Origin of the sequence: Scytonema sp. PRP1, assembly GCF_036697665.2 — a bacterium.
GTDB classification, from domain to species: domain Bacteria; phylum Cyanobacteriota; class Cyanobacteriia; order Cyanobacteriales; family Nostocaceae; genus Kalymmatonema; species Kalymmatonema gypsitolerans.
In genome coordinates, this window is sequence record NZ_JBAHYJ020000044.1 from 67,277 (window position 1) to 93,234 (window position 25,958).

General features: G+C 43.3%; 23 protein-coding genes and 1 pseudogene. 7 read left to right on the plus strand and 17 right to left on the minus strand.

The genetic code is table 11. The features are described from left to right. Positions 1–29 precede the first annotated feature (29 nt). Positions 30–1,156: pseudogene (locus V5G28_RS08655) on the minus strand (RNA-guided endonuclease InsQ/TnpB family protein). A gap of 275 nt (positions 1,157–1,431) precedes the next feature. Between V5G28_RS08655 and dapF the strand changes: the two are divergent. Continuing rightward, on the plus strand, positions 1,432–2,274 hold the full coding sequence (gene dapF, locus V5G28_RS08660) for a diaminopimelate epimerase (RefSeq protein WP_332995007.1): 843 nt from the start codon (positions 1,432–1,434) through the stop codon (positions 2,272–2,274). A 128-nt stretch (positions 2,275–2,402) separates the two neighbouring features. Here the strand turns inward: dapF and V5G28_RS08665 are convergent, their stop codons facing one another. The 5 genes from V5G28_RS08665 to V5G28_RS08685 all read right to left on the minus strand — a co-directional run bounded on the left by V5G28_RS08665 (position 2,403) and on the right by V5G28_RS08685 (position 9,184). Then, positions 2,403–3,161 carry a PEP-CTERM sorting domain-containing protein gene (locus V5G28_RS08665; RefSeq protein WP_332995010.1) on the minus strand — a complete coding sequence of 253 codons (759 nt, stop codon included), beginning with the start codon at positions 3,159–3,161 and terminating at the stop codon, positions 2,403–2,405. 392 nt (positions 3,162–3,553) lie between these two features. After that, entirely contained in the window at positions 3,554–6,724 is a 3,171-nt protein-coding gene (locus V5G28_RS08670) for an endonuclease/exonuclease/phosphatase family protein (RefSeq protein WP_332995013.1), read from the minus strand. Positions 6,725–7,496: 772 nt separating this feature from the next. Beyond that, a complete protein-coding gene (locus V5G28_RS08675; protein WP_096563636.1) occupies positions 7,497–7,793 on the minus strand; it encodes a 2Fe-2S iron-sulfur cluster-binding protein in 297 nt (98 codons plus the stop codon). A 405-nt stretch (positions 7,794–8,198) separates the two neighbouring features. Beyond that, positions 8,199–8,825: a glutathione S-transferase family protein gene (locus V5G28_RS08680; protein WP_096563635.1), complete on the minus strand. Its 627-nt coding sequence runs from the start codon at positions 8,823–8,825 to the stop codon at positions 8,199–8,201. A 74-nt stretch (positions 8,826–8,899) separates the two neighbouring features. Further along, positions 8,900–9,184, minus strand: a complete 285-nt coding sequence (locus tag V5G28_RS08685; protein ID WP_096563634.1) for a hypothetical protein — start codon at positions 9,182–9,184, stop codon at positions 8,900–8,902. Positions 9,185–9,421: 237 nt separating this feature from the next. Between V5G28_RS08685 and V5G28_RS08690 the strand changes: the two genes are divergently transcribed. Beyond that, positions 9,422–10,348 carry a LysR family transcriptional regulator gene (locus tag V5G28_RS08690; RefSeq protein ID WP_096563633.1) on the plus strand — a complete coding sequence of 309 codons (927 nt, stop codon included), beginning with the start codon at positions 9,422–9,424 and terminating at the stop codon, positions 10,346–10,348. Further along, positions 10,303–11,109: a GNAT family N-acetyltransferase gene (locus V5G28_RS08695; protein WP_332995020.1), complete on the plus strand. Its 807-nt coding sequence runs from the start codon at positions 10,303–10,305 to the stop codon at positions 11,107–11,109. The genes V5G28_RS08690 and V5G28_RS08695 overlap by 46 nt, the downstream gene beginning before the upstream one ends. Before the next feature lie 889 nt (positions 11,110–11,998). On the opposite strand, the gene V5G28_RS08700 is transcribed toward V5G28_RS08695, so the two are convergent. The 3 genes from V5G28_RS08700 to V5G28_RS08710 all read right to left on the minus strand — a co-directional run bounded on the left by V5G28_RS08700 (position 11,999) and on the right by V5G28_RS08710 (position 15,651). Next, positions 11,999–13,537: an ATP-binding protein gene (locus tag V5G28_RS08700; RefSeq protein ID WP_332995023.1), complete on the minus strand. Its 1,539-nt coding sequence runs from the start codon at positions 13,535–13,537 to the stop codon at positions 11,999–12,001. Continuing rightward, a complete protein-coding gene (locus V5G28_RS08705) occupies positions 13,480–14,154 on the minus strand; it encodes a CHAT domain-containing protein (protein ID WP_336230128.1) in 675 nt (224 codons plus the stop codon). Before V5G28_RS08705 ends, V5G28_RS08700 begins: the two co-directional genes overlap by 58 nt. 948 nt (positions 14,155–15,102) lie before the next feature. Further along, positions 15,103–15,651: a DNA-3-methyladenine glycosylase family protein gene (locus tag V5G28_RS08710; RefSeq protein ID WP_336230130.1), complete on the minus strand. Its 549-nt coding sequence runs from the start codon at positions 15,649–15,651 to the stop codon at positions 15,103–15,105. A 182-nt stretch (positions 15,652–15,833) separates the two neighbouring features. On the opposite strand from V5G28_RS08710, the gene V5G28_RS08715 reads away from it, so the two are divergent. From V5G28_RS08715 to V5G28_RS08725, 3 genes are all read left to right on the plus strand, one after another. Next, entirely contained in the window at positions 15,834–16,019 is a 186-nt protein-coding gene (locus tag V5G28_RS08715) for a hypothetical protein (protein ID WP_336230131.1), read from the plus strand. After that, entirely contained in the window at positions 16,019–16,342 is a 324-nt protein-coding gene (locus V5G28_RS08720; protein ID WP_336230132.1) for a MarR family winged helix-turn-helix transcriptional regulator, read from the plus strand. Before V5G28_RS08715 ends, V5G28_RS08720 begins: the two co-directional genes overlap by 1 nt. Positions 16,343–16,433: 91 nt before the next feature. Then, positions 16,434–16,973: a hypothetical protein gene (locus V5G28_RS08725; protein WP_332995031.1), complete on the plus strand. Its 540-nt coding sequence runs from the start codon at positions 16,434–16,436 to the stop codon at positions 16,971–16,973. A gap of 63 nt (positions 16,974–17,036) precedes the next feature. Here the strand turns inward: V5G28_RS08725 and ada are convergent, their stop codons facing one another. The 4 genes from ada to V5G28_RS08745 form a co-directional block, all read right to left on the minus strand. Continuing rightward, on the minus strand, positions 17,037–18,128 hold the full coding sequence (gene ada / locus V5G28_RS08730) for a bifunctional DNA-binding transcriptional regulator/O6-methylguanine-DNA methyltransferase Ada (RefSeq protein WP_332995035.1): 1,092 nt from the start codon (positions 18,126–18,128) through the stop codon (positions 17,037–17,039). 164 nt (positions 18,129–18,292) lie between these two features. Beyond that, on the minus strand, positions 18,293–18,730 hold the full coding sequence (locus V5G28_RS08735) for a response regulator (protein WP_096563624.1): 438 nt from the start codon (positions 18,728–18,730) through the stop codon (positions 18,293–18,295). Positions 18,731–19,106: 376 nt separating this feature from the next. Next, complete coding sequence (gene moeB / locus V5G28_RS08740; RefSeq protein WP_096563623.1) at positions 19,107–20,279, minus strand: molybdopterin-synthase adenylyltransferase MoeB; 1,173 nt, start codon at positions 20,277–20,279, stop codon at positions 19,107–19,109. Positions 20,280–20,357: 78 nt separating this feature from the next. Further along, on the minus strand, positions 20,358–20,822 hold the full coding sequence (locus V5G28_RS08745; RefSeq protein ID WP_332995040.1) for a M67 family metallopeptidase: 465 nt from the start codon (positions 20,820–20,822) through the stop codon (positions 20,358–20,360). A 303-nt stretch (positions 20,823–21,125) separates the two neighbouring features. On the opposite strand from V5G28_RS08745, the gene egtC reads away from it, so the two are divergent. Then, positions 21,126–21,932, plus strand: coding sequence for an ergothioneine biosynthesis protein EgtC (gene egtC, locus V5G28_RS08750; protein ID WP_332995042.1), 807 nt, complete (start codon positions 21,126–21,128; stop codon positions 21,930–21,932). Positions 21,933–22,114: 182 nt separating this feature from the next. Here the strand turns inward: egtC and V5G28_RS08755 are convergent, their stop codons facing one another. The 4 genes from V5G28_RS08755 to V5G28_RS08770 form a co-directional block, all read right to left on the minus strand. Further along, complete coding sequence (locus V5G28_RS08755) at positions 22,115–22,888, minus strand: carbonic anhydrase (protein ID WP_332995044.1); 774 nt, start codon at positions 22,886–22,888, stop codon at positions 22,115–22,117. A 265-nt stretch (positions 22,889–23,153) separates the two neighbouring features. Further along, positions 23,154–23,897, minus strand: a complete 744-nt coding sequence (locus V5G28_RS08760) for an ABC transporter ATP-binding protein (protein ID WP_332995047.1) — start codon at positions 23,895–23,897, stop codon at positions 23,154–23,156. 181 nt (positions 23,898–24,078) lie between these two features. Next, positions 24,079–24,822 (minus strand): PEP-CTERM sorting domain-containing protein, encoded by a 744-nt coding sequence (locus V5G28_RS08765; RefSeq protein ID WP_332995049.1) that lies wholly within the window; start codon positions 24,820–24,822, stop codon positions 24,079–24,081. A gap of 235 nt (positions 24,823–25,057) precedes the next feature. Further along, positions 25,058–25,282, minus strand: coding sequence for an indolepyruvate ferredoxin oxidoreductase subunit alpha (locus tag V5G28_RS08770; protein ID WP_041032559.1), 225 nt, complete (start codon positions 25,280–25,282; stop codon positions 25,058–25,060). Between the last annotated feature and the right edge of the window lie 676 nt (positions 25,283–25,958).

Here is a 25,958-nt window from a genome sequence, read left to right on the forward strand (position 1 = left end):
CCAGCCGTCCATGCGTGGGGATTCTGGGGTCAAGCAGTGATTGCAGGCATACCCTGTCTGACATCACCTAACCCAGCGTTTTTGTTGCCCCAACTGCAAGAATATTTTTAGCTGCGTTTTCGTCCCTTGCATTAACTAACCGACAGGACGGGCAACGCCATTCTCTAATCGACAAATCTAAATCATCTAAAATATGTCCGCAATGAAAGCAAGTTTTACTAGATGGTATCCATCTATCTATGTACACGACTTGCTTATTCTTTTTCTTGGCAACCCATTCTAAAATCCGTAGAAAGTCGCCAAAGGCGAGGTCTGAGACTTTGCGTCCCCATAAACGTTGCATTCCCTTGAGGCTTAAAGTCTCGAAACATAGCACGTCGAACTTATTGGTTAGTAAATGTGCTAGCTTCCAAAACCAATCAGCGCGACGATTAACGACATCTTCGTAGCGACGAACAAGATTCAACCTTGCCCGCTCCCGATTCGCCGAACGTTTCTGCTTCTTGGAGTGAAGCTTGCTGGCTTTTTTGATGGCGTTAATAGACTGCTTAAGGAATTGAGGTGATTCAATACTAGAACCGTCAGAGCAAGTGAGGAATGTTTTCAATCCAAAATCAAATCCAGCGATTTTACCTGTCTTAAACTTGATTTCTGGGTCAACCACATTGTCAACAACAATAACTATAAATAACTCACCTAGTGGGGTGCGCTTAATAGTTAAAGTCTTAACCGTTCCTTCTATCTCTCTAGAATTCCAGTACTGATATACCCGACTTCCTATTTTGACTCGATTGCTGCCAAGAAATTTGTATCCTGCTTGTTTTAATGTGAATGATTTGTACTTTTTGACCTTTTTAAATCCTGGTGGTCTAACCCCATTTTTGTGATGTTTAAAAAACAGTTGGTATGCCTTTTCAATACGTTGGCAGATATCCTGTACTGCTTGAGAACCAATCAACTGCCAGAAAGGGTTACGTTTCCGCATTTTGGCAATATGAGCCTGAAGTTTTGCACAACTCAAGTGCTTGCCCCATATCCGGTAGTACCGTTTATGCAAGGCAATACAATGGTTATAGATCACTCCTGCGGCGTTAATTGACCGCTTAAGAAATCTATTTCGCTTGTGTTCGTACAATTTAAACTTGAGGGTTTTCATGCTAATATTGTACACCAATAATCTGTACAATCTTATGAAGAAACGATTAGATTTTAGACTAGAAGAATATGAACTTGAAATCCTTGAAGATTACTGCGCATCTGTTGGCAGAACAAAAAGCGACGTACTTCGAGAACTCGTTAGATCTTTAAAGACAAAGAAAAAGCTGCTCCTTTAGGACGGGGCTTTAAACCCAAGTTTTCGGTAACTCACAACTGACAAAGCACAATACACTAATGACATAGAAACTTAAATATACTTGATCGATTTTGGCAATGGCAATCGAATTTACTAAGTATCACGGTCTGGGCAATGATTTCATCTTGATTGACAATCGCTCGTCATCAACGCCCGTCATCACTCCCGAACAAGCAGTTAAGTTGTGCGATCGCCACTTTGGTATCGGTGCTGATGGTGTTATTTTTGCCTTGCCTGGCGAAAACGGTACTGATTATACCATGCGGATTTTCAATTCCGATGGCTCAGAACCAGAAATGTGTGGTAATGGCATTCGCTGTCTCGCTGCTTTTTTAGCTGATTTAGAAGGTGACGCCAAAAAGAGCGACCAATATCGCATTCATACGCTAGCTGGTGTGATTACACCCCAACTCATGGCGGATGGTCAAGTTAAAGTAGATATGGGTATCCCCAAGCTACTCGCTGGTGAAATTCCTACCACTATACGCCCAGCAAACGAAAAAGTGATTAATCAACCGCTAGAGGTAGCAGGGAAAACTTGGGATGTCACCTGTGTCAGTATGGGGAATCCTCACTGTATTACCTTTGTAGATGACGTTGCAGCAATTCCTCTGGAAGCCATTGGTCCCGAGTTTGAGCATCACCCAGCTTTTCCGCAAAGGATAAATACAGAATTTATTCAAGTGGTGCGTCCTGATTACGTAAAAATGCGGGTATGGGAACGAGGGGCTGGTATTACTTTAGCTTGTGGAACTGGTGCGTGTGCGTCGTTAGTCGCGGGTGTATTGACAGGGAAGTGCGAGCGGAAAGCTACAGTTGAGCTTCCGGGAGGACCTTTGCAAATTGAATGGTTAGAAATCGACCAACGCCTTTACATGACAGGACCAGCCGAGCGGGTTTTTACTGGGAAAATTAGCTAAAAGCTCTTGTGGGGTGGGCATCTTGCCCGCTCAGGGATATGGCTCTTGTGGGGTGGGCATATTGCCCGCCTATAATATGGAAAAGACGGGCGAGACGCCCGTCTCAAAAAAGGATTAAGGCTCAATACTTACGCTTGCTTCCGGAAGCGCCGACGCAGACCTACGCCGAAGCCAAGCGCTGTGAGTGAACCCACAATGGTGATAGGTTCGGGAACAGGTTCTAAGTTGGCGTCGCGTATCTGTAGGGCAGAGGAGACATTATAGTCGTTTACATCCACAACCCCAAGAGCTAGAGTGTAGTTTCCAGGAGCAGAGAAAGTAAAACTTTTGGTTAAAAACCCTGTTTGAGTGTTATACGGGCTAGAGGGATTAGATGGAGCATTTGGGAAAGCCAAAGCGTTAAAGTTAACAACTTCATTGGTGTCTGCATTTCTTACAAAGAAGAAGGCATAGTCATCAAAGGGAACAGGTTGTGCTGTTTCATTAGTCAGGAAGTTATAGCTAAAGCGGAAGACATCACCAGCTTGAGCGGCAATTGTATTTCTGATTGCAGATCCTTCAAATGCTATGCCAGAACGATCTAAAAAATTCTCGGCTACGCCTAAGAAATTTTGTAATGCTGGGGTTTGTAGCGCTTCTGTTGCTGGATTACCTGAAAAATTGAATAATGTATCAGATTGAGGACGATCATCATTTAGCAAAGCGTTATTAGAAAGATTAGCCTGACCTACACCAGGGGTTGTAACATCACCCGAAACCTGCCAACCACTGAAATTGACTTGAGCAGCAAAAGAAGGGAAAGCAACTGTAGCTAAACCACCAAAACTAGCAAAACTAACAACAATTGTCTTGAGAGCGCAACGTTTGATGAAATGAGAAATTGTCATAAAGTTATTACCTTTGTTACTGGGTGAAATTTTGTAGGAGAAATACAACTGAGAGATGTTCAGCCAACCTCATGGTTTTTCTTAAGAAAGAACAACAGAGGAGAAACTGTAAATCGCACAATTGTTAGAGCCTTCTAAACTCAAGTAACCCTAGGTAGTTGCACTCGTATAATTGGGATTGACTGGCTTTGAAATAGCTACGTGAGGAAAGATTGCGTCTGCGCTAGCTTCAAAGCCACTAATGGTTTGCCTGTATCCCTGATACGGATAAAAATGAGGTTGTTACTGTGTCATTTACTGTATCACAGTATTTCTGAAGCTAAGTGTATATACTATAACTTGATGAGTTAGACAACACTTACCCTCAGAAACGTTATTAGAAATTCGCCAGCTTAAATTAAGAAGTTGGCAGAGATATTTAAGTCTTCAGTAGATACTCCTAGAACAGTAGCAAGCAATGTAGAAGGAGCGCGACCAGCTGAACCATCAGGGTCAATCAAGACGTTCGTATTGTTGTTTTGAGAACTAAAGCCTAAGTATCCTCCCGTAGTAGCGCTGTTGTAGTTTAAATTACTTAAACGAAGACTGTCAAATAACTGCCCGAAGTCGAGAATGTCTACACCAGGTTGGAAGTTTTGGATGGTATCGCCTGCCTCACGGATGCTGTTATATGCAAAGATATTTCTGCCAGAACTACCGATAAGGGTGTCTGCCCCTTCAAAGCCGGTGATAATTTGGTTGGCACTACCGACTAAGGTATCAGCACCTGATGTGCCATTATTCAAATTCGGTGATAGATTGAAACGAGAAACGATGGGGTCATGGTCACTCAGCTGATCTGTAAACTCTGAGTTAATGTGAACTACATCATACCCACTCCGGCTGTTGAATAAATTGCCTGTCACCAGAATATGATCTAGCGCTTGAGCATTACCTTCAAAGTTATAAGTATATTGCTCGTTGATAGGTAGCGTCTCAGTCAGGTTATTGAGTACAGGCTGTTCACCATTTACGTTCCCTTTAAGGATTTGTAATGCAGGGAAGAACTGAAATTCGTTAAAGTCACCCAGAACAGCAACATTGGCATTGGGATCTACTGCCAAAACTTGATCCACAAATGCGTTGACTATGGCAGCTTGGTTTTCACGCGCACTTTGACCCCCCTGGGTTGGCGGCTGGTTACGCCCAAAAAGAGTCTGACTCCCGCCTCGAGAGGTGAAGTGGTTGCCAATAGCAAATACAGTCTGACCATTGAAAATAAATTCGCCAACTAAAGGCTTGCGACTGCTATTGAAGGCAGGGTTGGTGGGGTCAACGAGACCGGGACTATCAGAAAGCTGGGGAAAATCGTTGACGTTGGTGACTGTAGTGTTAACAGTAGAGCCACCACCAGGACGATCTACAAAAGACACCCGGTTGGGATTGAAAATGAATCCCACTCGGATATTACCACCAGGTTCACCGCCATTAGTATTGTTAACGGGATCGATCTGGCGGAATTCATATCTAGGACCTCCAGCCGTAGCGATCGCATCAATCAATGTTTGGAAAGTTACGCTAGCATCCACTACACCATTGTTTGTTGGTCCAGTATTATCCTGAATCTCTTCTAAACTGATGATGTCAGGGGACTTGAGATTGTTGATAATAGCATCGGCGAGGGCGTTAAATCTGGCTGAACCGTCACCAGGATCAAGGTTTTCTACGTTGAAGGTTGCAAGCGTGAGCTGATTGCTATCAGAAGTTAGCGTAGTGACTTCTTTGGCTATTGAGCTCGGTGTCACAACAGTTGGTGCTGTTGTGGGAAGAACTTCGTAGCTACCAAAGTCATAGTTAACGACTCCGACAATTGTACTTAATTGAGTGCCAACATTCTCATTAGGGATCGAAGAGCCAGTGGGTAGAAAGGTGTCATCAATTTGAATGCGTTCTGGGTTAAAATCGCTGTTACGCAGTGCATTGCCAATATCAGTCGAGTTCTCGCCACTAATTGTGATCCCACCGCGAGAATTTCTTCCCGTCACTCCTGCACCATTGTCTGCTAAGACATAGAGTTCCCCAAACTGATTTCTCAGCCCAGATGTGACTGGGTTGTTGATTTGCACCTGCATTCCTTCTAAGCTTTCGTAGAAATCAATGCCTTCTTGAGATGGTTCAAATGGAGCGTTTTCTACATCGCTTGCCGCATCGTTATAAATAACTTGAGTAGGAATCGTCCGAACACCACTGCCTGGTGCAGCGCTAATCACCGTTGGAGCGGGCAGAGTATTGCCACTCGACAGTGTAGAGATTGATGGGCTGACAATTTGAGTGATGCTCAGGTTGGTAGCAGCACCGCCAGGACGGAATTCGTTTACCGTACCAGAAACCAACACCGAGTCTCCAATAGCTACTGTTGGTGCAGAGGAGGTGAAAACAAAAATACCTTCTGAGGTGGCATCATTGCTATCTGGGTTGGGATCTTCTAAGTAGAAACCATTGTTCCGCACGACTGTCACGATACCGGGGACGTTGGTTACACTTTGATTGTTGAGGGGTGAGATGTGCGCTGCACCTTGAATATCATGGATGCGGATAGCTCCAGGACCAATGTCGTTATCTGCAATAGTTACAGTTGCTGTGCTGGAACCAGCCAAGTCATAGTCAGCAGTATCAACCAGTGTTAGTGTTACTGTCTCATTCCCTTCTACTGTAGTATCATCAACAGGTGTAATGGTGATATCTACAAACGCTTGACTTGCTGCGATCGCGGCAGTGCCAGTTAAGTTAGGTGTGTAATCAGTACCATTTGTTGCCTGACCTGCACCTGTAGCAACGGTGTAATTAACAGATAAGGCTGCGCTGGTGTCACCCGTGCGTGTAATTCGGAAAATTCCTGGATCAGATCCTGCTTCTGCTGCTGCTGCATCTGTTGCTTGAATTGAGACAATTGTAACAGGTGATGGAGTCACTCCTCCTGGCGAAATACTAAAGTCATCGATTCCCAAACCGTGGTCATTTCCTGCGTCATTGGTGTCTTGCCAGCGAAGCCAAATTTCTTGATCTGGAGCAAGGTTCAGACCACTTAAAGTTGAAGACAAAGCAGTGCGATTTGCTGTTGTGTTGCCATCTAGGGCAGCAGTAGTTGCTGTCGCAACTGGACTTGTAAAGTCCAGCGCATCGAAATCCACATAGGTACCTGAATCTATACTTGTTGCGCCTATTAGATATTGAAAATCTAGTTTTTGAGGGGTAGTATTGCCACCATTACGCCACTGTTCACCCGTGTAGCCAATATTGAGGGAGGTGATGGTGCTGCTGGTATTGTTGACAAAACGACTTCCATAATAAATAGTACCTGTGGTGCCAGATGCCACAGATCCTAAAGCTCGCTCTGTGCTACCAGTAGTACCAAAGCTGTAGAGTGACCCTGTATTGCTTGAGCCATTATTTGCTGTGTAGGTTGGTCTGGTGGAGTACCAACCAGGAATAGTGGAATCATCATTCCATATATTGTTAGTGCCTGAATTGGCTAACGAATCAAAGTTTTGAGAATAAGGACTGTTCAGGTTAATTGCGGGCATGGAAGCTCCTCATTTACTCTAAAGATAAAAACGAAACGAATAGTTTCAGTCGAAAAAGTAAGGATGAAGTTAAGAACGACAATTTCGACTCGTCCGCCTGCTAGCTGTCGCTCAGCCAAAAGCGAGTCCTAATTTTTTATATGTATCTAAATTGACACATATTAATTAGGGACACTAGGAGAAGGTTGTTACTAGCTATTAAAATTTCTCTACTAAATTTGGACGAGGGTAGATGTGAATGTAGATGCTTAACCTTACCCTGGCCATTTTAAATCCACTGTTTTTTGATTCCCTGGGACAAGGTGTATATTACTACATTTTTTAGCGTGGATTTTGCGGTCATTAACTAATCTAATGATGGAATTTTGATGTTGTTGAGCAGGTAGATTGCACTGTTGTTTGGCTTTAGAGAAGTATGAAGTTGCTCTCTATAGCATTACTTATAAATTACTCTAATAAAATACAATGTCAAATTAATTTCAGTTTTATCAAGTGGATTCCGTGTTATTACTTATTTCCTAGACTATCATCATAATTGGTGAAGATAAAAGCAAAGTTAAGTTCACTTTAAGAGTCATCTGGAGGAAAACTTTAACGCCCAAAGTATAAGGTAGAAGTTCATTAGCAGTGTAGGGGCGTAATGCGTTACGCCCCTACACTGCTAAATTTGGGTTAGTTAGCGAGCAATAGAAAAAAGTAAGCTTTTCCCCAGCTTCTACCACTACTATTTAGATGAAGCAAGTCGCCGATAGTAAGTAAGTTTTGACCAAAACTAAGGTTTGGTTTTGACGCTGACAGGACCATAGACAGAAGTCTGACACGCCAAGCGGTAGTTTTCCGGCTTTCTCTTAAGCATCACCTTTTCTACTTCTGTCCGGGTAGAAAGGTTTTCCAGCCCTTCAACAATTTCCACAATGCAGGTGCCACATTGACCGGAACCCCCACAGTTAGCCAGTTTTGCCAGCATTTTGTAAATGGGGATGCGGTTTTCTAAAGCTTTTAGCCTTAAGTTAGCACCATATGCTGCTACAACTTCCTGATTCTCGTTGACAAAATTGATTGTACTCATGATGCAATTCCTTGTGTTATTCAACGTTTTGTATTACAACACAGGTGCTAGTTACGCTACATATTCTAGAAAGCTTGTTATGTTTAAGCTTACATTTATTTTTTACTTTTGCGTTCAGGAAAACATTAAGGATTTATGGCAGGGTAAAGAAATGCTTGAGTAGCACGCGCACAGAAGAGATTACAACTCTTGCACTGATTCAATGTTTTTGAGATTAAACCACAGATGGACACTCATGGGACACAGATAAATATCGGTGTCCATCTGTTTCTAAATATCAATTAATCATACTTTTGCAAGAAGTCTATTGAGTTTGTGAAAGGCTAGGCGCGAAGAATGGTATAATCACCTAAACTTGTGATGAGTGGGTAATTAAACAATAAGCTCATAACTAGAGATAATTTCCTACTCATTAGAGGCTGCGTTTAGCCACTCTTGCATTGCTGGTAATGCAAAGACAGCTTCAGCATATTCTTTGCAGATTGCATCTAGTTGAACACCATATGTTACAAACCGGGAAACAACAGGTGCATACATCGCATCTGCAATCGTAAATTTGCCAAACAACATATTACCACTTGTGCCAAAGTTTTGACGGCATTCTCTCCAGATTGCAGTAATTCGGTCAATATCTTTTTGGACTTCCGGAGTCATTCCCTTTCCAGGAAATCTAGCACGGCAGTTCATAGGCATATTTTGCCGCAAACTCTGAAAGCCTGAGTGCATTTCAGCGCTGATAGAACGGGCTACAGCTCGTGCAGCTTTATCTTCAGGTAACCAGTATATGTTGGAAAATTCTTCAGCTAGATACTCGAAAATAGCAAGAGAATCCCATATCGTTAGATTGTCGTGCAATAGTACAGGCACTTTTCCTGATGGTGAGTATTGCCTAATTTGTGAAGAGGATTCTGGTGTGTAAAGAGCGATGCGAATTTCGTTGAAATTCAATCCGAATTGCTTCATTGCCAACCAAGGACGCAGTGACCATGATGAGTAATTCTTGTTGCCAATCACGAGAATAAGCTGTGTCATATTAATCTACCTCTACCACTAATGTGACTACACAGAATAAGAAGCAATATCGCCAAAATTTTTTGCAGCAATCTCTATCTTCGATAACGCTGTTCAACCCATGCAAGGATATCAGCTTCAGAACCAGAGGAGAAATATCCCCCTGTCTGAGGGTCGTAAGCTTCCCAATAGGTGTTACCGAAGCGATCGCGTTTTTGCCAAACTTGCAATTCTTCAGGACTTGTTAGCGCATAAATGAATTTTTGCCAAACTTTATACAGCCATGAGAAAGAGAACGAGGTTTGCCAGTTCGCTTTTGTTTGTGCGTTTTGACTAATAGCAATGCAGGAGTTGTCTGACTTCAAATTGATACCTTTCATCACAGCAGCCTTAATATTTGTATTGCAACCATGACGGTAACAACTTTTGTGTTGGTATTCAAAACATGACGTGCATAGCTTCTATAAATGGCATTTATAAATGACTTAGGGGTAGGGGTGAAAGAAAGTGGAGGAAGTGGGGGAAGATAGGGAAGAAAATACTCCCTCTACTCCCCATACTCTCAAGGTACGACACTTGGATTACAATAAGTACTACATTGAACTCCCGGATTTGCCATGAAACTTTCCCAGCTTCTAGCCGCTGTTGCAGTGGCAGATAATGGTAACTTCAGTGAAGCAGCCTTGGAATTGAACCTGTCTCAGCCAGCTGTAAGTCATGCGATCGCCACACTTGAAGAGGAACTGGGCGTACAGTTGTTTGTTAGAGGTCGGCATGGTGCAGTACTGACACCAGCAGGAGAAAAAATTGTTCCTTATGCCCGTTTGGCGCTGCAAAATATAGAAACAATGCGAAAGGAAGCAGATTTGCACAAAAGTTTACACGGTGGAAGCGTGCGAATAGCTTCTTTTCGTAGCGTGGCAACCCACATTTTACCAGAAGTGATTGCTGATTTTCGTTCCCGTTATCCTGAAATTACTGTCAGCATAGCGGAACGACTTAGCTATATTGAAGTTGAGCAAGCTCTTCGTGATGGGCAAGCTGATATTGGGTTTACTTATTTACCAACATCTGCAGAATTTGAGGCTTGGGAACTGCTACGTGATGAATATATTGTTCTCTTACCTCCAAACACAAAAATCAGTAATGACCAAATTACATGGGAAGATATAGCCGCTTATCCCTTGGTTTTGCTACCTTGTTTACCTTGTGGTCTTGCACTACATAATCATCTCAAGGCTAAAGCACCGCCGATGTGTACTAATTCCTCTATTGTAGAAGATTCAACAATCGTCACTATGGTTTTAAAAGGATTGGGGGCTGCAATTATAGCACGTCTAGCGGCTGAACCTGTTCCAAAAGAAGTGCAGGTATATACTTTGCCAGTCCCCTTTGAAAGAGTGATTGCTGTAGCGATTTTGGCAGATGCTTTACACACTCCTGCAGTCTTCGCGTTTTTGGAAACTCTCAAAAAGTACGCTAAAGCAACTACCAACATATGCAATTTATCAAGCCAGTTTGTCTCCACGACAAGGAAAAAATAGAAGCGTTTCTGCGCCGTCATCCTTTTTTGCATTTGTATGAGCTTGGAGATTTAGATGACTTTTTTTGGTCATATACTATCTGGTACGCCTGTCAGGATAGTGACAGTATCCGCCAAATCGTACTGTTGTACCTTGGTGCTGAACTTCCTGTTTTACTAGGTTTGACTGAAGGTTCTGGAGAAGAGATGAGTGAGTTGCTGCACTCTATCTCACATCTTCTGCCAAAGCGGTTTTACGCCCATTTAAATAGTAAAACAGTAGAAATTTTTGCCAAAAACTACCAAATCCAATCTCATGGAATTTATAACAAAATGGGTTTAACCAATCTCTTGTATTTAAATTCATATTTAAACAAAGTAGATACATCTTGTGTACAACAGATATCTCAATCAGATTTGCAGGAGCTAAAGGCGCTGTATCATGTGAGCTATCCAGGCAACTGGTTTGACCCAAGAATGCTGGAAACAGGACATTATTATGGTGTCCGTCAAGGAGCGGTATTGGTAAGTGTGGCTGGTGTGCATGTATATTCACCACAATATAAAGTTGCTGCACTAGGCAATGTCACAACACACCCAGACTTTCGTAAACAAGGTTTGGCAACAAAGGTTTGTGCAAAATTGTGCCAGTCATTATTAGACAGCGTGGATTATATTGGTTTGAATGTCAAAGCTGACAATACAGGTGCAATATCCAGTTATCAAAGATTGGGATTTGAAAAAATTGCTGTTTACGGAGAGTATACGCTTAAGTTGAAATAGCTTAGGCAGTTTATCAAAAGTTTTCTCAGAAAAATCTTAAGTATTGTAGGGTGGGCAGTGCTTACCGTATTTTCCGAGAACATCCGGGTTTTGCTAAGCACTGCCCACCTTACGTGCCGTTCAAAAATCTGCGGAGGAGTCCTATACTTTATCAAAACTTTTCTCAGACACTCACCTTCTTACAGCGCTTTTAAAAGGATAAACTTTAAACCACATGGTAGGGGCACGAAGCTTTGCTCATTGGTGTCAACAATCATGTTCAACCCTTTATTCCACGTTGATTTACCCCACACGCCAGTCGCCTCTGTCGGGAAACCCTCCTGCAGCGCTGGCTCCCCTTAATCCCCTCCCCGCAAGCTCGGGGAGGGAGGCGCCTCGTTCCCAGCCTGAGGCTGGGAATGCCTACTGGCACAGGCTCTGCCTGCCTTACTTGCGGCAGAGCCGCTTAAACTGCATTTCCAGGTAGAACCTGGAAACGAGATTTTAGAGGGTTTTGGCTTAAGTTAACACTAATGAGCAAGGCTAAGTGTCCCTACAGCCAGCCTGTATTCTACCAATTGAAAACTGCTCTAAGGTATAGAAAATAATTCTAAAGAAGTAGGAAATATGGGAGTAGATTTTCACCCAAAGTTATGAATTGCGAAAAGGAATGCTTTGACTTCTGATAGAAGTTGTGAGTAGGGCGATGTTTTATCTTTAATTTGAAAATGTTTATTTATAACTATCACCTACTGACAAGGGTTAGTGTTCATTGAGGTGTCAAAATGTCGGAGTACATCCTTTTCTGCATGATGGTTATGGCATTATTGGGATGGGCGCTTTCTGAGTGTTTGCTCTTTTTAAGTTAAGAAGCGATATTCAGTAGACCGAAAAGTTTTCTCTCAACAGCTTAACGTAAGAACGCCAATATCTGTTTGAAGCAGATTCTCCCACCAAGCAATAAGAAAGTTAGTTTAAAGGCTTCTCGCCCATTTGAGTTCAAAAGCGCATCTGAAGTATTAGTAAGAGAATTAATTTGACTGATTGCCGCACTCCTCCAGCCTACGCCAGCTACCGCTGCCAAACTTAGAGCTACCACAGAGAAGCTACCTAGTTCGATGATTGTCAGCTGCCGTCTGCGATCGCGCTGCTGCTTCTCCCTATCCCGTTGTTGGGCGCTAGCTTGAATAAAGTCTCGTTCCTCCTGCGTCATTTCATCCACGCGTTTGTGCAACCAATCTTCCGCCACCGTCAATGGCACGCCTCGCAACAACGCCCCTGAGTCATGGTTGCTATTTTTCCACTCACGTAATGCTACCTTCAACCGTTCCTGCCAAACGCGAAACTGACGGTTAGCATTTATCCACTCGCGTAGGGTTCCCCATTCCCGAATCAGCGCTTCATGCACCACCTCTACCGTATCTTCCTGTTCATGGCGTCCCGTCACAACCAAACGTGCTTGATATCCTGCTAAATAACTCACCAATCCCCAATTATCTTGCCCAACTTCGGCACGGGTTGCTAGCCGCCGAGTATCCTCTGTTCCTTCCCCTGGACGCACTAATTGCAGAAAAATTCGCTGTGTTTGCTTCTGTTGTGCCTCACTCAGTTGTTGATAAATCTGTTCAGCATGATTGGCTATAGCTTTTTTGACACCGCCAATTTCATCGTAGGCTTGGTGAGTTAACACACGGTTAACCTGCTTCTCCCACAGTCGGGTGAGGGCAAATTCCAACAATGGCAAGTTACCAGGTTCTTGCCCCACATCATCGAGAATTCGTTGAGTCAATCCATCCTCTAGTTGTACTTCCAGCTTTTGTGTCGGTTGCTCAATTGCCGCCTGTAGTTCCTCCTGATTCATGGAACTCAGCAGTTGTGGTGTAAACTCGTGCAATGCATCCCGAAGCGGACGGTGGGAAAGCACATAGCCGTAAAAGTCAGCCCGTAAAGTGAAAACCAGTGTTAAACTTTTCTGGTGAATCGCTTCGAGCAACGTATCAGCAAAGCGCTCTTGTTCTTCCTTCACCTGACAAAGAGTGTAGAGTTCCTCAAACTGATCTGCAAACAGCAACAGACGTTTATCCGGATTGCGTTCTGTGATGCGAGACACCACTTGCTGCAAAGTGACTTTGCCTTGTTGCATATCTGCTGCTAGTCCAGCGGCTTCCCGCAGTTGTTGAGTGTCACCCATTTTCGGTTCTAATTGACTCACCAATGCAGAAGCAAGCTGATAAAACGGTTGGTTCCCAGGACGGAAAGATTCAATCAGCCAACTTCCCTGTTCCCGCAACTGTGAAATCAGTCCCGCAAACACTACAGAAGATTTGCCACTCCCACTAGGACCAATCACTGCTATCAAGGGCTGTTTGTGAACCGCTTGAACTAAGCCATTCACAAACGTTTCTCTTCCAAAAAAGAACGCTGCATCCTCCTCCCCAAATGCAGACAATCCTTGGTAAGGGTTGGGGGAATAACTTCCGTTTCTGGCTGTGTGGTGACAGTGATTAACTCTTTTTTTCTTAGTATCGGAGTTTGCTGCTCCACAAAAGTTACCATTTGAGAGCAGCCCAACTCATAGGCAAACTCCACACCTTCCCCAGCAGCCATTGCATCGTAAAACGCTACAGCAAAGGCAACGGCTGCTTTATCCCCAACTGTGTTATTCATGCCAATCACATAGTTGACGTGTTGGCTAATTGCCGAAGCTTGCACTTCTGAGTAACAAGCGTTTAAAAGGACACAATCGACACCTTTGCTGGCAAACAGCTTAAACATACTCGCCAATGCATCTGCCCGGATCAATGCTGCCTGTCCCGTCTCATCTTCCAGGACAATACCATCTTTGCCTGCACCGTGCCCGCACAAGTGTACAATCTGGGGCTGATAATCGAGGATTGCTCGGTAAAAGTCTCGTGAACGAACTGCCCATTTCTGCTCTAGGTTAAACTGCTCTCGTTTGTTTGCGCGTCGTAATCCCTCATCAATTTCCCGTACCTCTTCATCCAGTCGTAGCCTTGAGGTATTGGTAGGATTCGCTGCCAGAATCAAAATTGTTTTGACATGCATATTATTACTTATAAAAGAGTCTAAAAGAAGTTTTGTATATTTATTCTTGACAAAATTAGTATAATCTGAGTAAAAAATAACATCAGCGAGCAACTGACCTTATAAGTATCATTTGACGCTGCATATGCTGAGATATTCCGGAATTATCTCCCAATAAGGTCAGCCCCTGAGTCCTTACGGACACGCTCCGCTTACGGGGAAGTCACGCATTCACGCATTCACGCATTCAAAAGTAAGAACCCCATAACCGAAGTTGGGGGCTTGAGTCAAGCAGAGACCGTAGACGCTTGCGCCTACTCGATGAAATACATTTTTTCTTTTTCCATAAATAAATTTAGGGGCTTGTACCTTTTTCTTTCTGGTCAAGTAAAGAGAACTTTTTTACATATTCTTATAGACGCAACTAAAGTTGACTTATGCAGAAATTAGGTGAGTCGCAGCAGTATTGTCTCTTATTTTCACAGAAAAGCGAATAAAGTATACGTAAAAAATCATACTAAACAACTATCTTTAGCTAGTTGTTATCATTCCCAATAATGCGTCAAATGATAGATAGATCCTCTTCTACCTTTTGACAGATGACTGTTATTTAGTATGATTTCGCCTTTGCAAAATCCACTCCCGCAGTCTGAGTACACAACGAGCCGAGTCGTTGTCTACTTTTACAGCAGCAGATTATGCTTATGGACTCCAATTATGTTTTTACGCCTGACAGAGGCTATCTCACTTCACCGTAAAGGACTCCTATGGGATAGAATTTTTTATTTTTCCTGCTGATTTGAACCCTTGGGTTTTTTCAACAGATTTAATTCATGAAGCCAAAAACTCCCGACGAACTAAAGTAGCTAGCTTAGAGAGTGCGATATCAGCCAACGCCTGTTGAGGGGTGCATTCTAATTTTTTGCTCTCAACGAGAAAGAGTGTTCCTATTAAGTTTTCTCAGCAGAATTAAGTCAGCGATCGCGTACTTTTTTCAAAACCTTTACGATCGCTTAGGTAGTAGTGCCATAAAATTCTGGCAGCAACAGCACGCCAAGGACGCCAGTTGTCTGCAATTGCTGCCAGTTCTTCAGGTGTTGGACGTAGCGTCAATTGCTTGAGTTTTTGGGTGGCGATCGCCAGTCCTAAATCGCCTTTGGGAAAAACATCAGGGCGTAGCAGCGCCATCAATAAGTAAATATCTACTGTCCAATCTCCAATACCTTTGATGCGCTTTAACTCAGTCCGGATAGCTGTTTCGTCCATTGTCTCTAGGTTGGTGAGGTTAAGCTGACCACTTGTGATTGCGATCGCCAATGCACGACCATATAAAATCTTTTGCCGACTAAACCCAATTGTCTTCAATTGAACATCATCCAGAGTAAGAAAATTTTCTGGTGTCAGCGGTACCGCCACTGCACACAGACGGTTAAATACAGCCTTTGCAGCAGCTAAAGATACTTGTTGTTCCAAAATGATACGCAGGAGTGTTGGGAAACCCGCTTCTCTTTCCCACAAAGGGGGAGGTCCGAAAGTTTGTAAAATTCGGCAAAATCGCTGTCGCGATTGGCTAGCTCCATCAAAGCATAAGTAAGAGTTTCTTGTGTGAGTGATTCTGAGATCAACATAGACACAACAATAGAAAATTCGACTTTCAGGCTACCTTATAATTAGCAAGCTAATCAAATTCGTTTTTAACTGTGGTCATACTGCGTCCCTTTGTTGATAAACAAACAATACTGAATTTTGCCAAGTGCTACCCAGAGTTAGATGTTGCTTCAATAGAAACTTGTTTGGCTTTTCTACACACCACGGCTGATGTTTATCAAGCCTTAGATGTTCATTTTGCCCGCTACGGTCTTTCGCGGGGAAATTTACTTTGTTGATGCAATTGTATTTGACGGACGAGAAAGGGCTAACACCTTCTGAATGTGCTCAACGAGCCGGTGTGACTAAAGCAACAATCACAGGACTCCTTGACGGACTTGAACGAGATGGATTGGTAAGACGCCTTCCTGACATAACAGATAGGCGAATGCTGCGCTTGCAATTAACAGACAAAGGACGGGACTTGCTTTCTCAAATGCTTCCAGACCATTTTTGCCGCACCACCGACTTGATGGGGAATCTCACTGACAGTGAAAAAAAGACACTCATCAAGCTTTTAAACAAAGTACGCACTGGAACCTCAGCAATGCTTGACCCCTAAATAAAATGCTTGTGGATGATTGCTACCTAGTGTAAGCTTATAGTTAGGAACCTAACTATAAGGTGCCTAATTAAAATTTGGAAAAACTAATATGAACAAGCTAAGCGTCAAGCAAAAAAACTGGTTGCTGGCTTCTCATGTCGCCTTTGGAGGAATTTGGTTTGGTACTGCTTTATGCATGATTGCAATTGCTTTAAGCAACCGAAACACTCCCAATGGTGATGAACTGTACGCTATCAACTCAGTCATGAAGCTGCTGGATGACTTTGTAATCATCCCCTCTGCCACCTTATCGCTGATAACAGGTGGATTGCTTTGCTGGCTTACCATTTGGGGATTTTTCAAACACTACTGGGTGATCGTCAAGTGGATAGCAACTGTAGCACTCATTGTCACTGGCACAATTTGGCTTGGTCCTTGGACAAATGCAATAACCGCCATCTCTGCAGCAGAAAGGATACAAGCACTGCAAAATCCGCTGTATGTATTTGACCAGAACGGAGTACTTGTGGGTGCTATTATTCAGACCTCATGCGTTTTAGCAATCATTGGCATTTCAGTCTTAAAGCCTTGGGGAAGGCGAAACATTAAAAAGCAGGAGCAGAAACAGCCAGTTGCTTCTAGTAGCTAGTACAGGGCGGCAGAAATAACTAGACAGTTAAAAAAAATGACCAAAAAGCTGATTTTCTAAGCATTATTCTTGTGGGATGGGCGTCTCGCCCGTCCGTTTCACTTCTTCTGCCAAAAGTTTTTCTTTGCGTTCAATTCCCCAGTGATAACCACCGAGAGTGCCATCAGTTCGCAAGACACGGTGACACGGTACGATGAGTGCTGTTGGATTGGCACCACAAGCAGTACCTACAGCGCGAACTGCGTGAGGTTTACCAATTTCACGGGCGATGTCAGCATAGGTGCGCGTTTCCCCATAGGGAATTTTCTGCAAAGCCTGCCAAACTTGTTTTTGAAATGCTGTCCCGCGTATATCAAGCGGCAAATCGAGGTGTAGCTCGTCTCCTGTGATGAAATTGAGGATTGTTTGTAGCCAGTCTCGGTGTAAGTTGTCATCACGTAGGATTTGCGCCTGATTGAATTCACTAACAAGAATACGTTCTAGCTCATCTACTTCATCACCTAATTTAACGGCACAGATACCTTTCTCGGTTGTTGCCACAAGCAAATATCCTAGAGAACATGGAACGATGGTATAGGCAATATGCATTCCCTTGCCACTGCACCGATAAGTTTTTGGTGTCATTCCAAATTGCTGGGAAGCTTTTTCATACAGTCGGCTACTCGATCCATATCCTGTGTCGTAAAGCGCATGAGCAATTTCTGCCCCTTGTTGAAGACGCTGCTTAAAGCGATCGCTACGAAGTGCATCTGCATATTCAAAAGGAGATACGCCCATCATTTGTTTAAAGACTCGTGGCAAGTAGCTAGGACTTATCTCAAACCGAGAACTGAGTTCTGATAGAGTAGGGATGTGATCAACTTGTTCTTCAATGTATCGACAGACTGCCAAGATTTTAGCCTTGGTCAAATTTGGCGCTGTTTCATATTGTGGCTGGCACCGCTTACAAGGTCGAAAACCTGCAGTTTCAGCCTCTTGTGGTGACACAAAGAAACAAACTTGTTTTCTATTTGGTCTTCGACTAGAACAAGTCGGTCGGCAGTAGATGCCTGTAGAACGGACACCGTAAAAAAGCTTTCCTTCAAAACTGGGGTTTCGATTGAGAATTGCTTCCCACAGGGTTTCCTCTGTGATTGGAGTCTGTCGTAATTCCATCGATACCTAAACGCTGCTCCTTATACACTGGTCAGTTTATTCTTTCTCTAAGTAAGACCAGATTAAGGGCATCAACACGCTACATTCTACCCGATTATTGCGATCAATATTTCAGCTTTTATCCAGTCTATGGCTAGAAGCTTTTATTTTGTCAACAGTTAGAATTAACGCTTTTCAGTAACAATATTTACAATTTCTGTTAGTATATCATTAGGTTCAGTAGGTTTAATCAAGTAGGATTGAAACCCAGCTTTGAGAGCAAGGTCGCGACCTTCTTCTGAATCCATAGCTGTTAGAGCAATAGCCGGAATCTGATTTTGTGGAGAATTGAGTGTTCGGACTTTACGAATTAACGAATATCCATCCACTTCCGGCATTGCAATGTCAATAATTAAAACATCTGGTACAGATTGTTTGATGACCTCAATCGCTTCCAACGCACATGTTGCCGTCATTGTTTGAACACCGTAGCTTTCAAGAATAAACGTAGTTAAGACAAGGCTGTCAGCATCATCATCTACTACAACTATCCGTAAACCATCTAAGGTTTGAATATTACTTATATCGTCATTATGATGACAATTTTTGGAAGTATTTGACACGATAAGATTAGCCTCCTTGGTTGCACGCTCAATTACGGAGGAAGTCCTGCTGGGAGCTAGCTGGTAACTAGCTGCCTAGTGGGCATATTTAAGTTCTACTTGTTCATGAAATTCCGCTTATCTAACTTTAGTATTATTTCCTTTGAAAGTCATCAACTTCTCAATCAACTTACGTCTTTTGGACTCAAGATTTGTCAAGCAAAAACCGAGAGCAAGCAAAATTCTCTATAAAAATATAAAGAAAGCAACTATCTACCGAAGGAAAATTTGCTTAATTAGGCTAGATATACACAAATAATCTAGATTCTTTTCCAAAAAAAATACGCTAAAGACGCAAATAAAGCTTCGCGTCCTTAGCGTCTTTGCGGTTCGTTCTCTAATATGTTGGTACCGATGGGTCGATTTCCTTACTCCAAGCAAGAATTCCACCCTTCACATTCGTGCCATCAACTCCCGCTTCCTTGAGAATACCGAGGGCTTTTGCAGAACGCATACCCGATTTACAATGGGCAATTAGGCGATGACCATTGACCAATTCCTTCACCTTAAGGACGCCTTCACCGTTTTCAATATCCGATAACGGTATCAAGACTGCACCAGGAATTTGGGCAATTTCGTACTCGTGCGGGTTGCGGACATCTAGCAGCACAAAATCATCTGTACCACTATCCAGCAATTGCTTCAACTCCTGCACTGTGATTTCTGACATTTCCATCTGCTGTTTCTCCTCTTGTGCTTTGGCTTGTGGGATACCGCAGAATTGTTCGTAGTCTATCAACTTTTCAATCACAGGGCGAACTGGGTTAGGACGCAGCTTCAACTCTCGGAACTTCATATTGAGAGCATCATACAGTAGCAGGCGTCCACTCAAAGTGTTACCCTGTCCGATAATGATTTTGACAGTTTCCGTTGCCTGGAGAGTGCCAATAATACCGCACAGCACACCCAGCACCCCACCTTCCGCACAGGAGGGAACCATTCCTGGTGGTGGTGGTTCGGGGTAAAGATCACGATAGTTTGGTCCACCCTCGTAGTTAAATACTGTGGCTTGCCCTTCAAAACGGAAAATCGAACCGTAGACGTTGGGCTTGTTCAGCAACACGCAAGCATCGTTGACTAGATAACGAGTGGGGAAGTTATCGGTACCATCCACTACGATATCATAAGGTCTAATAATGTCGAGGGCATTTTCCGAAGTCAGGCGAGTTTCGTACAAATCAACCTGGCAATGCGGATTAATCTCTAGAATGCGATTCTTTGCAGATTCAATCTTAGGTTTACCCACCCAAGATGTACCGTGAATGACTTGACGTTGCAAGTTGGAAGTATCGACAACATCGAAATCAACAATACCGATGCGTCCGATACCCGCCGCCGCCAGATACAGAAGCAGAGGTGAACCTAGACCACCCGTACCGATACACAGCACACTGGCAGCTTTTAGGCGTTTTTGTCCCTCCAAGCCCACTTCCGGCAAAATTAGGTGGCGGGAGTAACGTTCGTAATCATCTTTGGTTAACTGGATTTCATCCAGATTAGGATTGAGCATAGCAGTTTGATGAGGAAGAGCGGATTTTTAATCCTACCGAAAAACAATACCCTTTGTGTCTTTTTGTATGACTTGTTCTTAACCTAACTTTTCAATTGCTTCTTGCTGAAACTGGTGGCTATCATCCAAAGTCCAACTTTTCATGTCACTAGCTTTGCCATTCTGTACCGAAACAATGATGTAAGAGTATTCCTGCCAAGCAAGCTTTTGGTCATATTCTGAAGGAATCGCTGGATGGTCAGTATGAGAGTGATAAATGCCGATGATATTTAGTTTGCGATCGCGTGCCTCTTTCTGTGCCTGCAACATGACTTGAGGTGCGATCGCATACCTTTGCCTTTTACTGTAATCTAATGTGTCATCTCCTGGAAGCTCTGCCGCTGTTTCTGCGTTCCAGGCATTTTCTGTTGGCATCACTTCTACCACAGTTTTGCCCTCGCTTGTCAGATTGCCTAGTATTATACCACAGCACTCTTCTGGATAGGTAGTTTCGGCGTGGGTGTAGATGGTTTGCAGGTGTTTTGGGAGGAGTTGGAGAACCATGAAGAATTTTTAACCGCAGATGGACGCCGAAGTAGATGGACGCAGATAAAATTATAAATCTGGGACGATACGTTGAAATTCTACCTTTGGATTGCGAAAGTTGATTAATAGGCATCTAAGTGAACTTATGCAGGAAACGCAGAAATTACTGACCAGCCGCTTATAGTATCTACGCATTAAATAACCTCGTGCGTTAGCTCCTTGCTTAAGAGTCGGAAAGCTAAAAAAAATTTAGTTTGCTAAACTTTTATGTACGAACCTTAATGTAATGAGTGTATCCCGCTCAATAGAACTGTTTTTCTTATGTGTCGATTAGTTGGCTACCTTGGCAATAGCATCCAATTAGATGAGTTGCTTTATAAGCAGGAGCATTCCCTGTACAACCAAAGTTACAACCCTCTTGAATTAAAGTCAGGAGTCGTTTGTGCAGACGGGAGCGGTGTAGGCTGGTATGATGAAGCGGGTAAACCATTCATTTACCGGAACACTATCCCGATGTGGAACGACCCGAACCTGAAAGAGTTGAGCCACTACGTACAATCTACTTGTGCGCTAGGCTATGTCCGACTCACTGGAACGGGTGAATCGCTCGATATTAGCAACTGTCAGCCATTTCGCAGTGGCAACCTGTTGTTTGTGCATAATGGCGAGATCACAAACTTTCAACAGACGCTGTATAGACCGATACGTGACCGCCTTTCTGATTCCACATACCGTCTCATTAAGGGCATGACTGACTCTGAGCACATCTTTGCCCTACTGGTGGAAATGTGGCAGTCGTCTCCAAACAGCACCCTGTTGTCAGCCTTACGTGCCACGCTACAAAAATTGACGCACCTGGCTAAAGAACACGACACCAGCTTTAGTGCCAATGTCATTGTCAGTGATGGTCAAGCGATCGCGGCAAGTCGCTACGCTTACGGCACACAAACCCCTACTCTTTATTGGTCTTGCGATGATGCAAACCACCCGACCCGAGTTACTATTGCCTCTGAACCGTTATCCGACCAAAATTGGACACCTTTTCCCGACCAAAGTACCCTGTTTGTTCAAGCGGAATCATTACAGCCAACGACTTCTTTGGTCATGTCTCAGCTTCCGTATTTTTAAGCGAGTCTTTTCTGAGCTTCAGCTTTTATTAGCTCTGCGTCAAATGGTAGACTTGCTTCCCGCTCACGCTTAATCTATTCTTATCTGAATTTCAGGGTGTAGCTCCTCAAGTTTAAGCTACCGTTAATCTTCCTGTTCACCTCTAATGGATATTCTAATTTCAATGCTCCTTTGGAGTTGCCCTAGGTAAGAATAGACACTTTACCAGTTTCAATATCGTAACAAGCACCAACAATTTTTAGTTGACCTTTGCGGATGAGTTTAGCCAAAATCATTGAGCTTTCCTGTAATTTTTCTGCCTGATATTGAATGTTGGCTATAACTGCATTGTCTTGGATGTCGCCTGTTCTCAACTTGACTCTTTGTACGGCTGGTTTGATCCCTTCAACAACAAAGCCTATTCTGCCAGGAACAGGTTGTTCTTGAAGCGCCTCTGCTACAGCACCACATTTTCTATGACCCAAAACCACAATCAGTTGAGAACCCAATACTGCTGTAGCGTATTCCAAGCTACCTATAACCATATCACTGGCGACATTACCAGCAACTCGCACGACAAACAAATCCCCAAGTCCCTGGTCGAAAATAATTTCCGCTGGTACTCTAGAATCTGCACAGCCAAGTATAGACGCAAAAGGATATTGACCTTTAGCAACCAATCGCAAGTGTTCTAACGATTGGTCGGGGTATTTTCGCTTTTGGTGTAAAAATCGTTGATTTCCATCCAATAATAGTTTTAAAGCTTTGTCCCCATTGACTGGATTGGGATTTGCTGGACTTGCATCAGCAACTGCGGCTTGTAGAGCAACAGCTTGCTGTTTTTGCCAAAGAAGGCTACCGCCAATTGCAAAGCCTCCCACACCTGCAAACTTCATGGCAGTATACATCAGGGGAACCTTTGCAACGCAATGCCTCAAAAAATCACGACGCCCTACAAATCCATTGATTCGACTCATCAGTCTATCTCACTTAACGGAACCCAGGTGACAACAGCTTCTCAAACTCGAGAAGGATGCAAGAGTGAGCAAGGACACGGTTTAAGAGTCATTTAATTTTCACTAGTCATTAGGGACTTCCAAATTAAAAAATATCCAACTTTTCTTGTGGGATGGGATTGGCGCCCGTCCTATAATCTGGGCGGTAAGGATACCCACCCCACAAGTTGAATAATTTATTTCTTGGAAATCCCTTAGTCAAAAATCTTTGAGTTTTGACTAATGACTAGTGCGCTTTACCTGCTCCCAAGTACAGTTCGCCTACCTTAGGATCATGCAATAATTCCAAACCGGGACCTGAGATAGCATCGCGTCCAGACTCTAGGACGTATCCTCGATGAGCCATTTCCAAAGCTTTACGGGCGTTTTGCTCTACTAGTACAATCGCTGTACCACTTTGGTTAATTTGTTTGATCTGCTCAAAAACTTGCGTCACTAGGATAGGAGACAAAGCCGCAGAAGGTTCATCTAAAAGCAGTAAGCTGGGTTCCAACATCAAAGCTTTGCCCATTGCTAACATTTGGCGTTCACCACCTGAGAGGGTTCCAGCGCGTTGCTGACGGCGATCGCCAAGCTTGGGGAACATAGTGTATATTTTATCTTTGAGCGGTTTCAGGGGAACATTGCGGACTAAAGCGCCCATTTCTAAATTTTCTTCTACGCTGAGGGAGGGGAAGACATTGGCAATTTGCGGTATGTAGCACATTCCCCGCTGAACAATTTGATTCGACTTTAGCCCAGTGATATTCTCGTCTTTGAAGGTAATTGAGCCTGTATGTGGGGTTAAAAGCCCAAAAATGGTTTTCGCTAAGGTAGATTTACCAGCACCATTAGGACCAATTACTGTTACCAATTCTCCCGGTTCCACCCGGAAATTCACACCTTGCAGAATATCCACGTCTTTGATGTATCCAGCGTGGACGTTTTTCACTTCTAGGAGGGGAGACGAATGAGTGAGCGAATCAGACATAATGTCCTTTATTATAAATTCAAAATATAGTTACTTTAAAATACAGTCATTTTGCTCGAAATTAAACGATATAACTATATACCAAGACAAACACAGCGCCAAAATGAAAAAACATAGGTCAAAAACCTATGTCTTAACTTTTATGTCTTAACTTTTATGTTAATGGCTAGTGAATTTGAAATTAAGCAGCTTTTGTTTTCTTTCTACGGCTTACCGCAAAGTAGATTCCGAGTAAAGATACAGCAGCTAAGCTTGTAGGTTCTGGAACCTCACGTGGTTTGTCAGAGACAGTAATTTGACCGCTGGCTGTCTCACCATTATCACCTGCCTCTCCAATGTATAAGTACAGTGAACTGGTTGTGGGAATGGGATTTTTGAGGTTAAACACAATTTTTCCACCATCACCTAAACTGAGGAATCCAAAAGCATTGGCGTCAGCTGTGGACTTGGCATCAAAATTGTCCAGCGTGGCGAGTGAGTTGTTTACAATACCGCCAGTTACACCAAATAAAGCTTCTGGATCGACCGGAGGACGCTGGGCTCCTGGGGTGAACACAGTTCCCGAAGGACTAGAAAAATCGAAGACATTTAACCCTGATAAGTTTTTGGCTTCTGTGGCATTGTTAACCAAGACGTTGCTAATTTTGATGGCATCCAAATCAAAACCGCTAAATTTCCCAGGTGCACCCGCTGTTCCTATGATATCAGTGATAGCAATGGAACTAATATCGGAGCCAAGATTGGAGAGATCGGCACGGTAGACACCAGTAAGAACAGAATCAGGATCTATTACGCTTTGTAGCTTTGTAAAATTCAGATTCAGTGTGCCCGCTGTAGCGCTGTAAGCAGACGTCAGGGTCATTGCTACAGTCGCCAGACTTAACGTTAAGATATTGGCTATCAGGGGTACGCTTAACCGTTGCATGAGTTTACCTACGTAGGACAGCTATATTTATGTATACGTAAACGCACCTGCAATTTCCGAACAATAAATATTTTATGTTACTTTTTTAAATCTTTATCCAGTAGTATTACTGTAAAAACAGGCAAGATTTTATTTTAGGATGCCTGTTTTTCAAAAGCTGACTCTTGCAAGCCCACACTATACACGGAGTGTTAGTGTGGGTAGTTGACGAATGTTAACCGTTTATACGACTTATCTACGGTGTTTTTTGTAAATCGGGTCGTTCTTCTGGGACGATCGCGCCTTCTACTGGACAAACTTGGATACATATACCACAGTCAATACAGGTGGCAAAGTCAATCCAGTACCAATCAGTTCCTTTGACGTTTTTGCTAGGACCAGGATGAATGCAAGCAACCGGACAGGCGTCTACGCAATCAGCGACACCTTCACAGACATCAGTAACAATCGTGTGCGGCATAGTTCCCCTCTACTTGGATCAAAATTGCTGTGTTTCTTCAGCTGTATATAGCCTAGCAACAATACTGAGTTACTCGTCCAGCAGTCATTTGTTCTTGGTGTTTGACTAATGACTCAAGGGTAAGGCCTTAAGAGCGATTGCCTCCGGCACTGGCACCTGTGCAATCGCGCCGAGAGTGCCTGCGGTTTGCGCATACATTTACTGGAGGTTGGGGACAAACTTCGCCTGTGGTTAAGAATTAGGGCTAGTTTGAACATCGCTATTACCAAAGCAATGTCTCTGAACTAGAGTACTGTTCTAGTTGAAACATTGCCGAAAATACGGAATTCAACAATGTTATACCAGTAGTAGCTCCATTGAACGCTCTTGAAATCCAAGCTAAAAACCGTTCCTGATTCGCAGAAACGGTTAAGAGCAGAGTAACCTGTATTAATTGATTAACTACTTGGCTGAATAACTATCTCATCTGTAAGCTTTGTACAGATTTGGGAAGATTTTAACCGACAGCTTGTAACCCCTGTTTATCCAATAGACTTCTCTAGAAATTAGATTTTAGATCAAACAGCATAATGGTCTCAAATTTATTTTCCGAGAGGTCTAATACTTTTTTATGAGCAGCCGCTGTAGATAACCACAACGGCGAATGGATTACTCTTTGAGCGCTGCTGGTATGTCT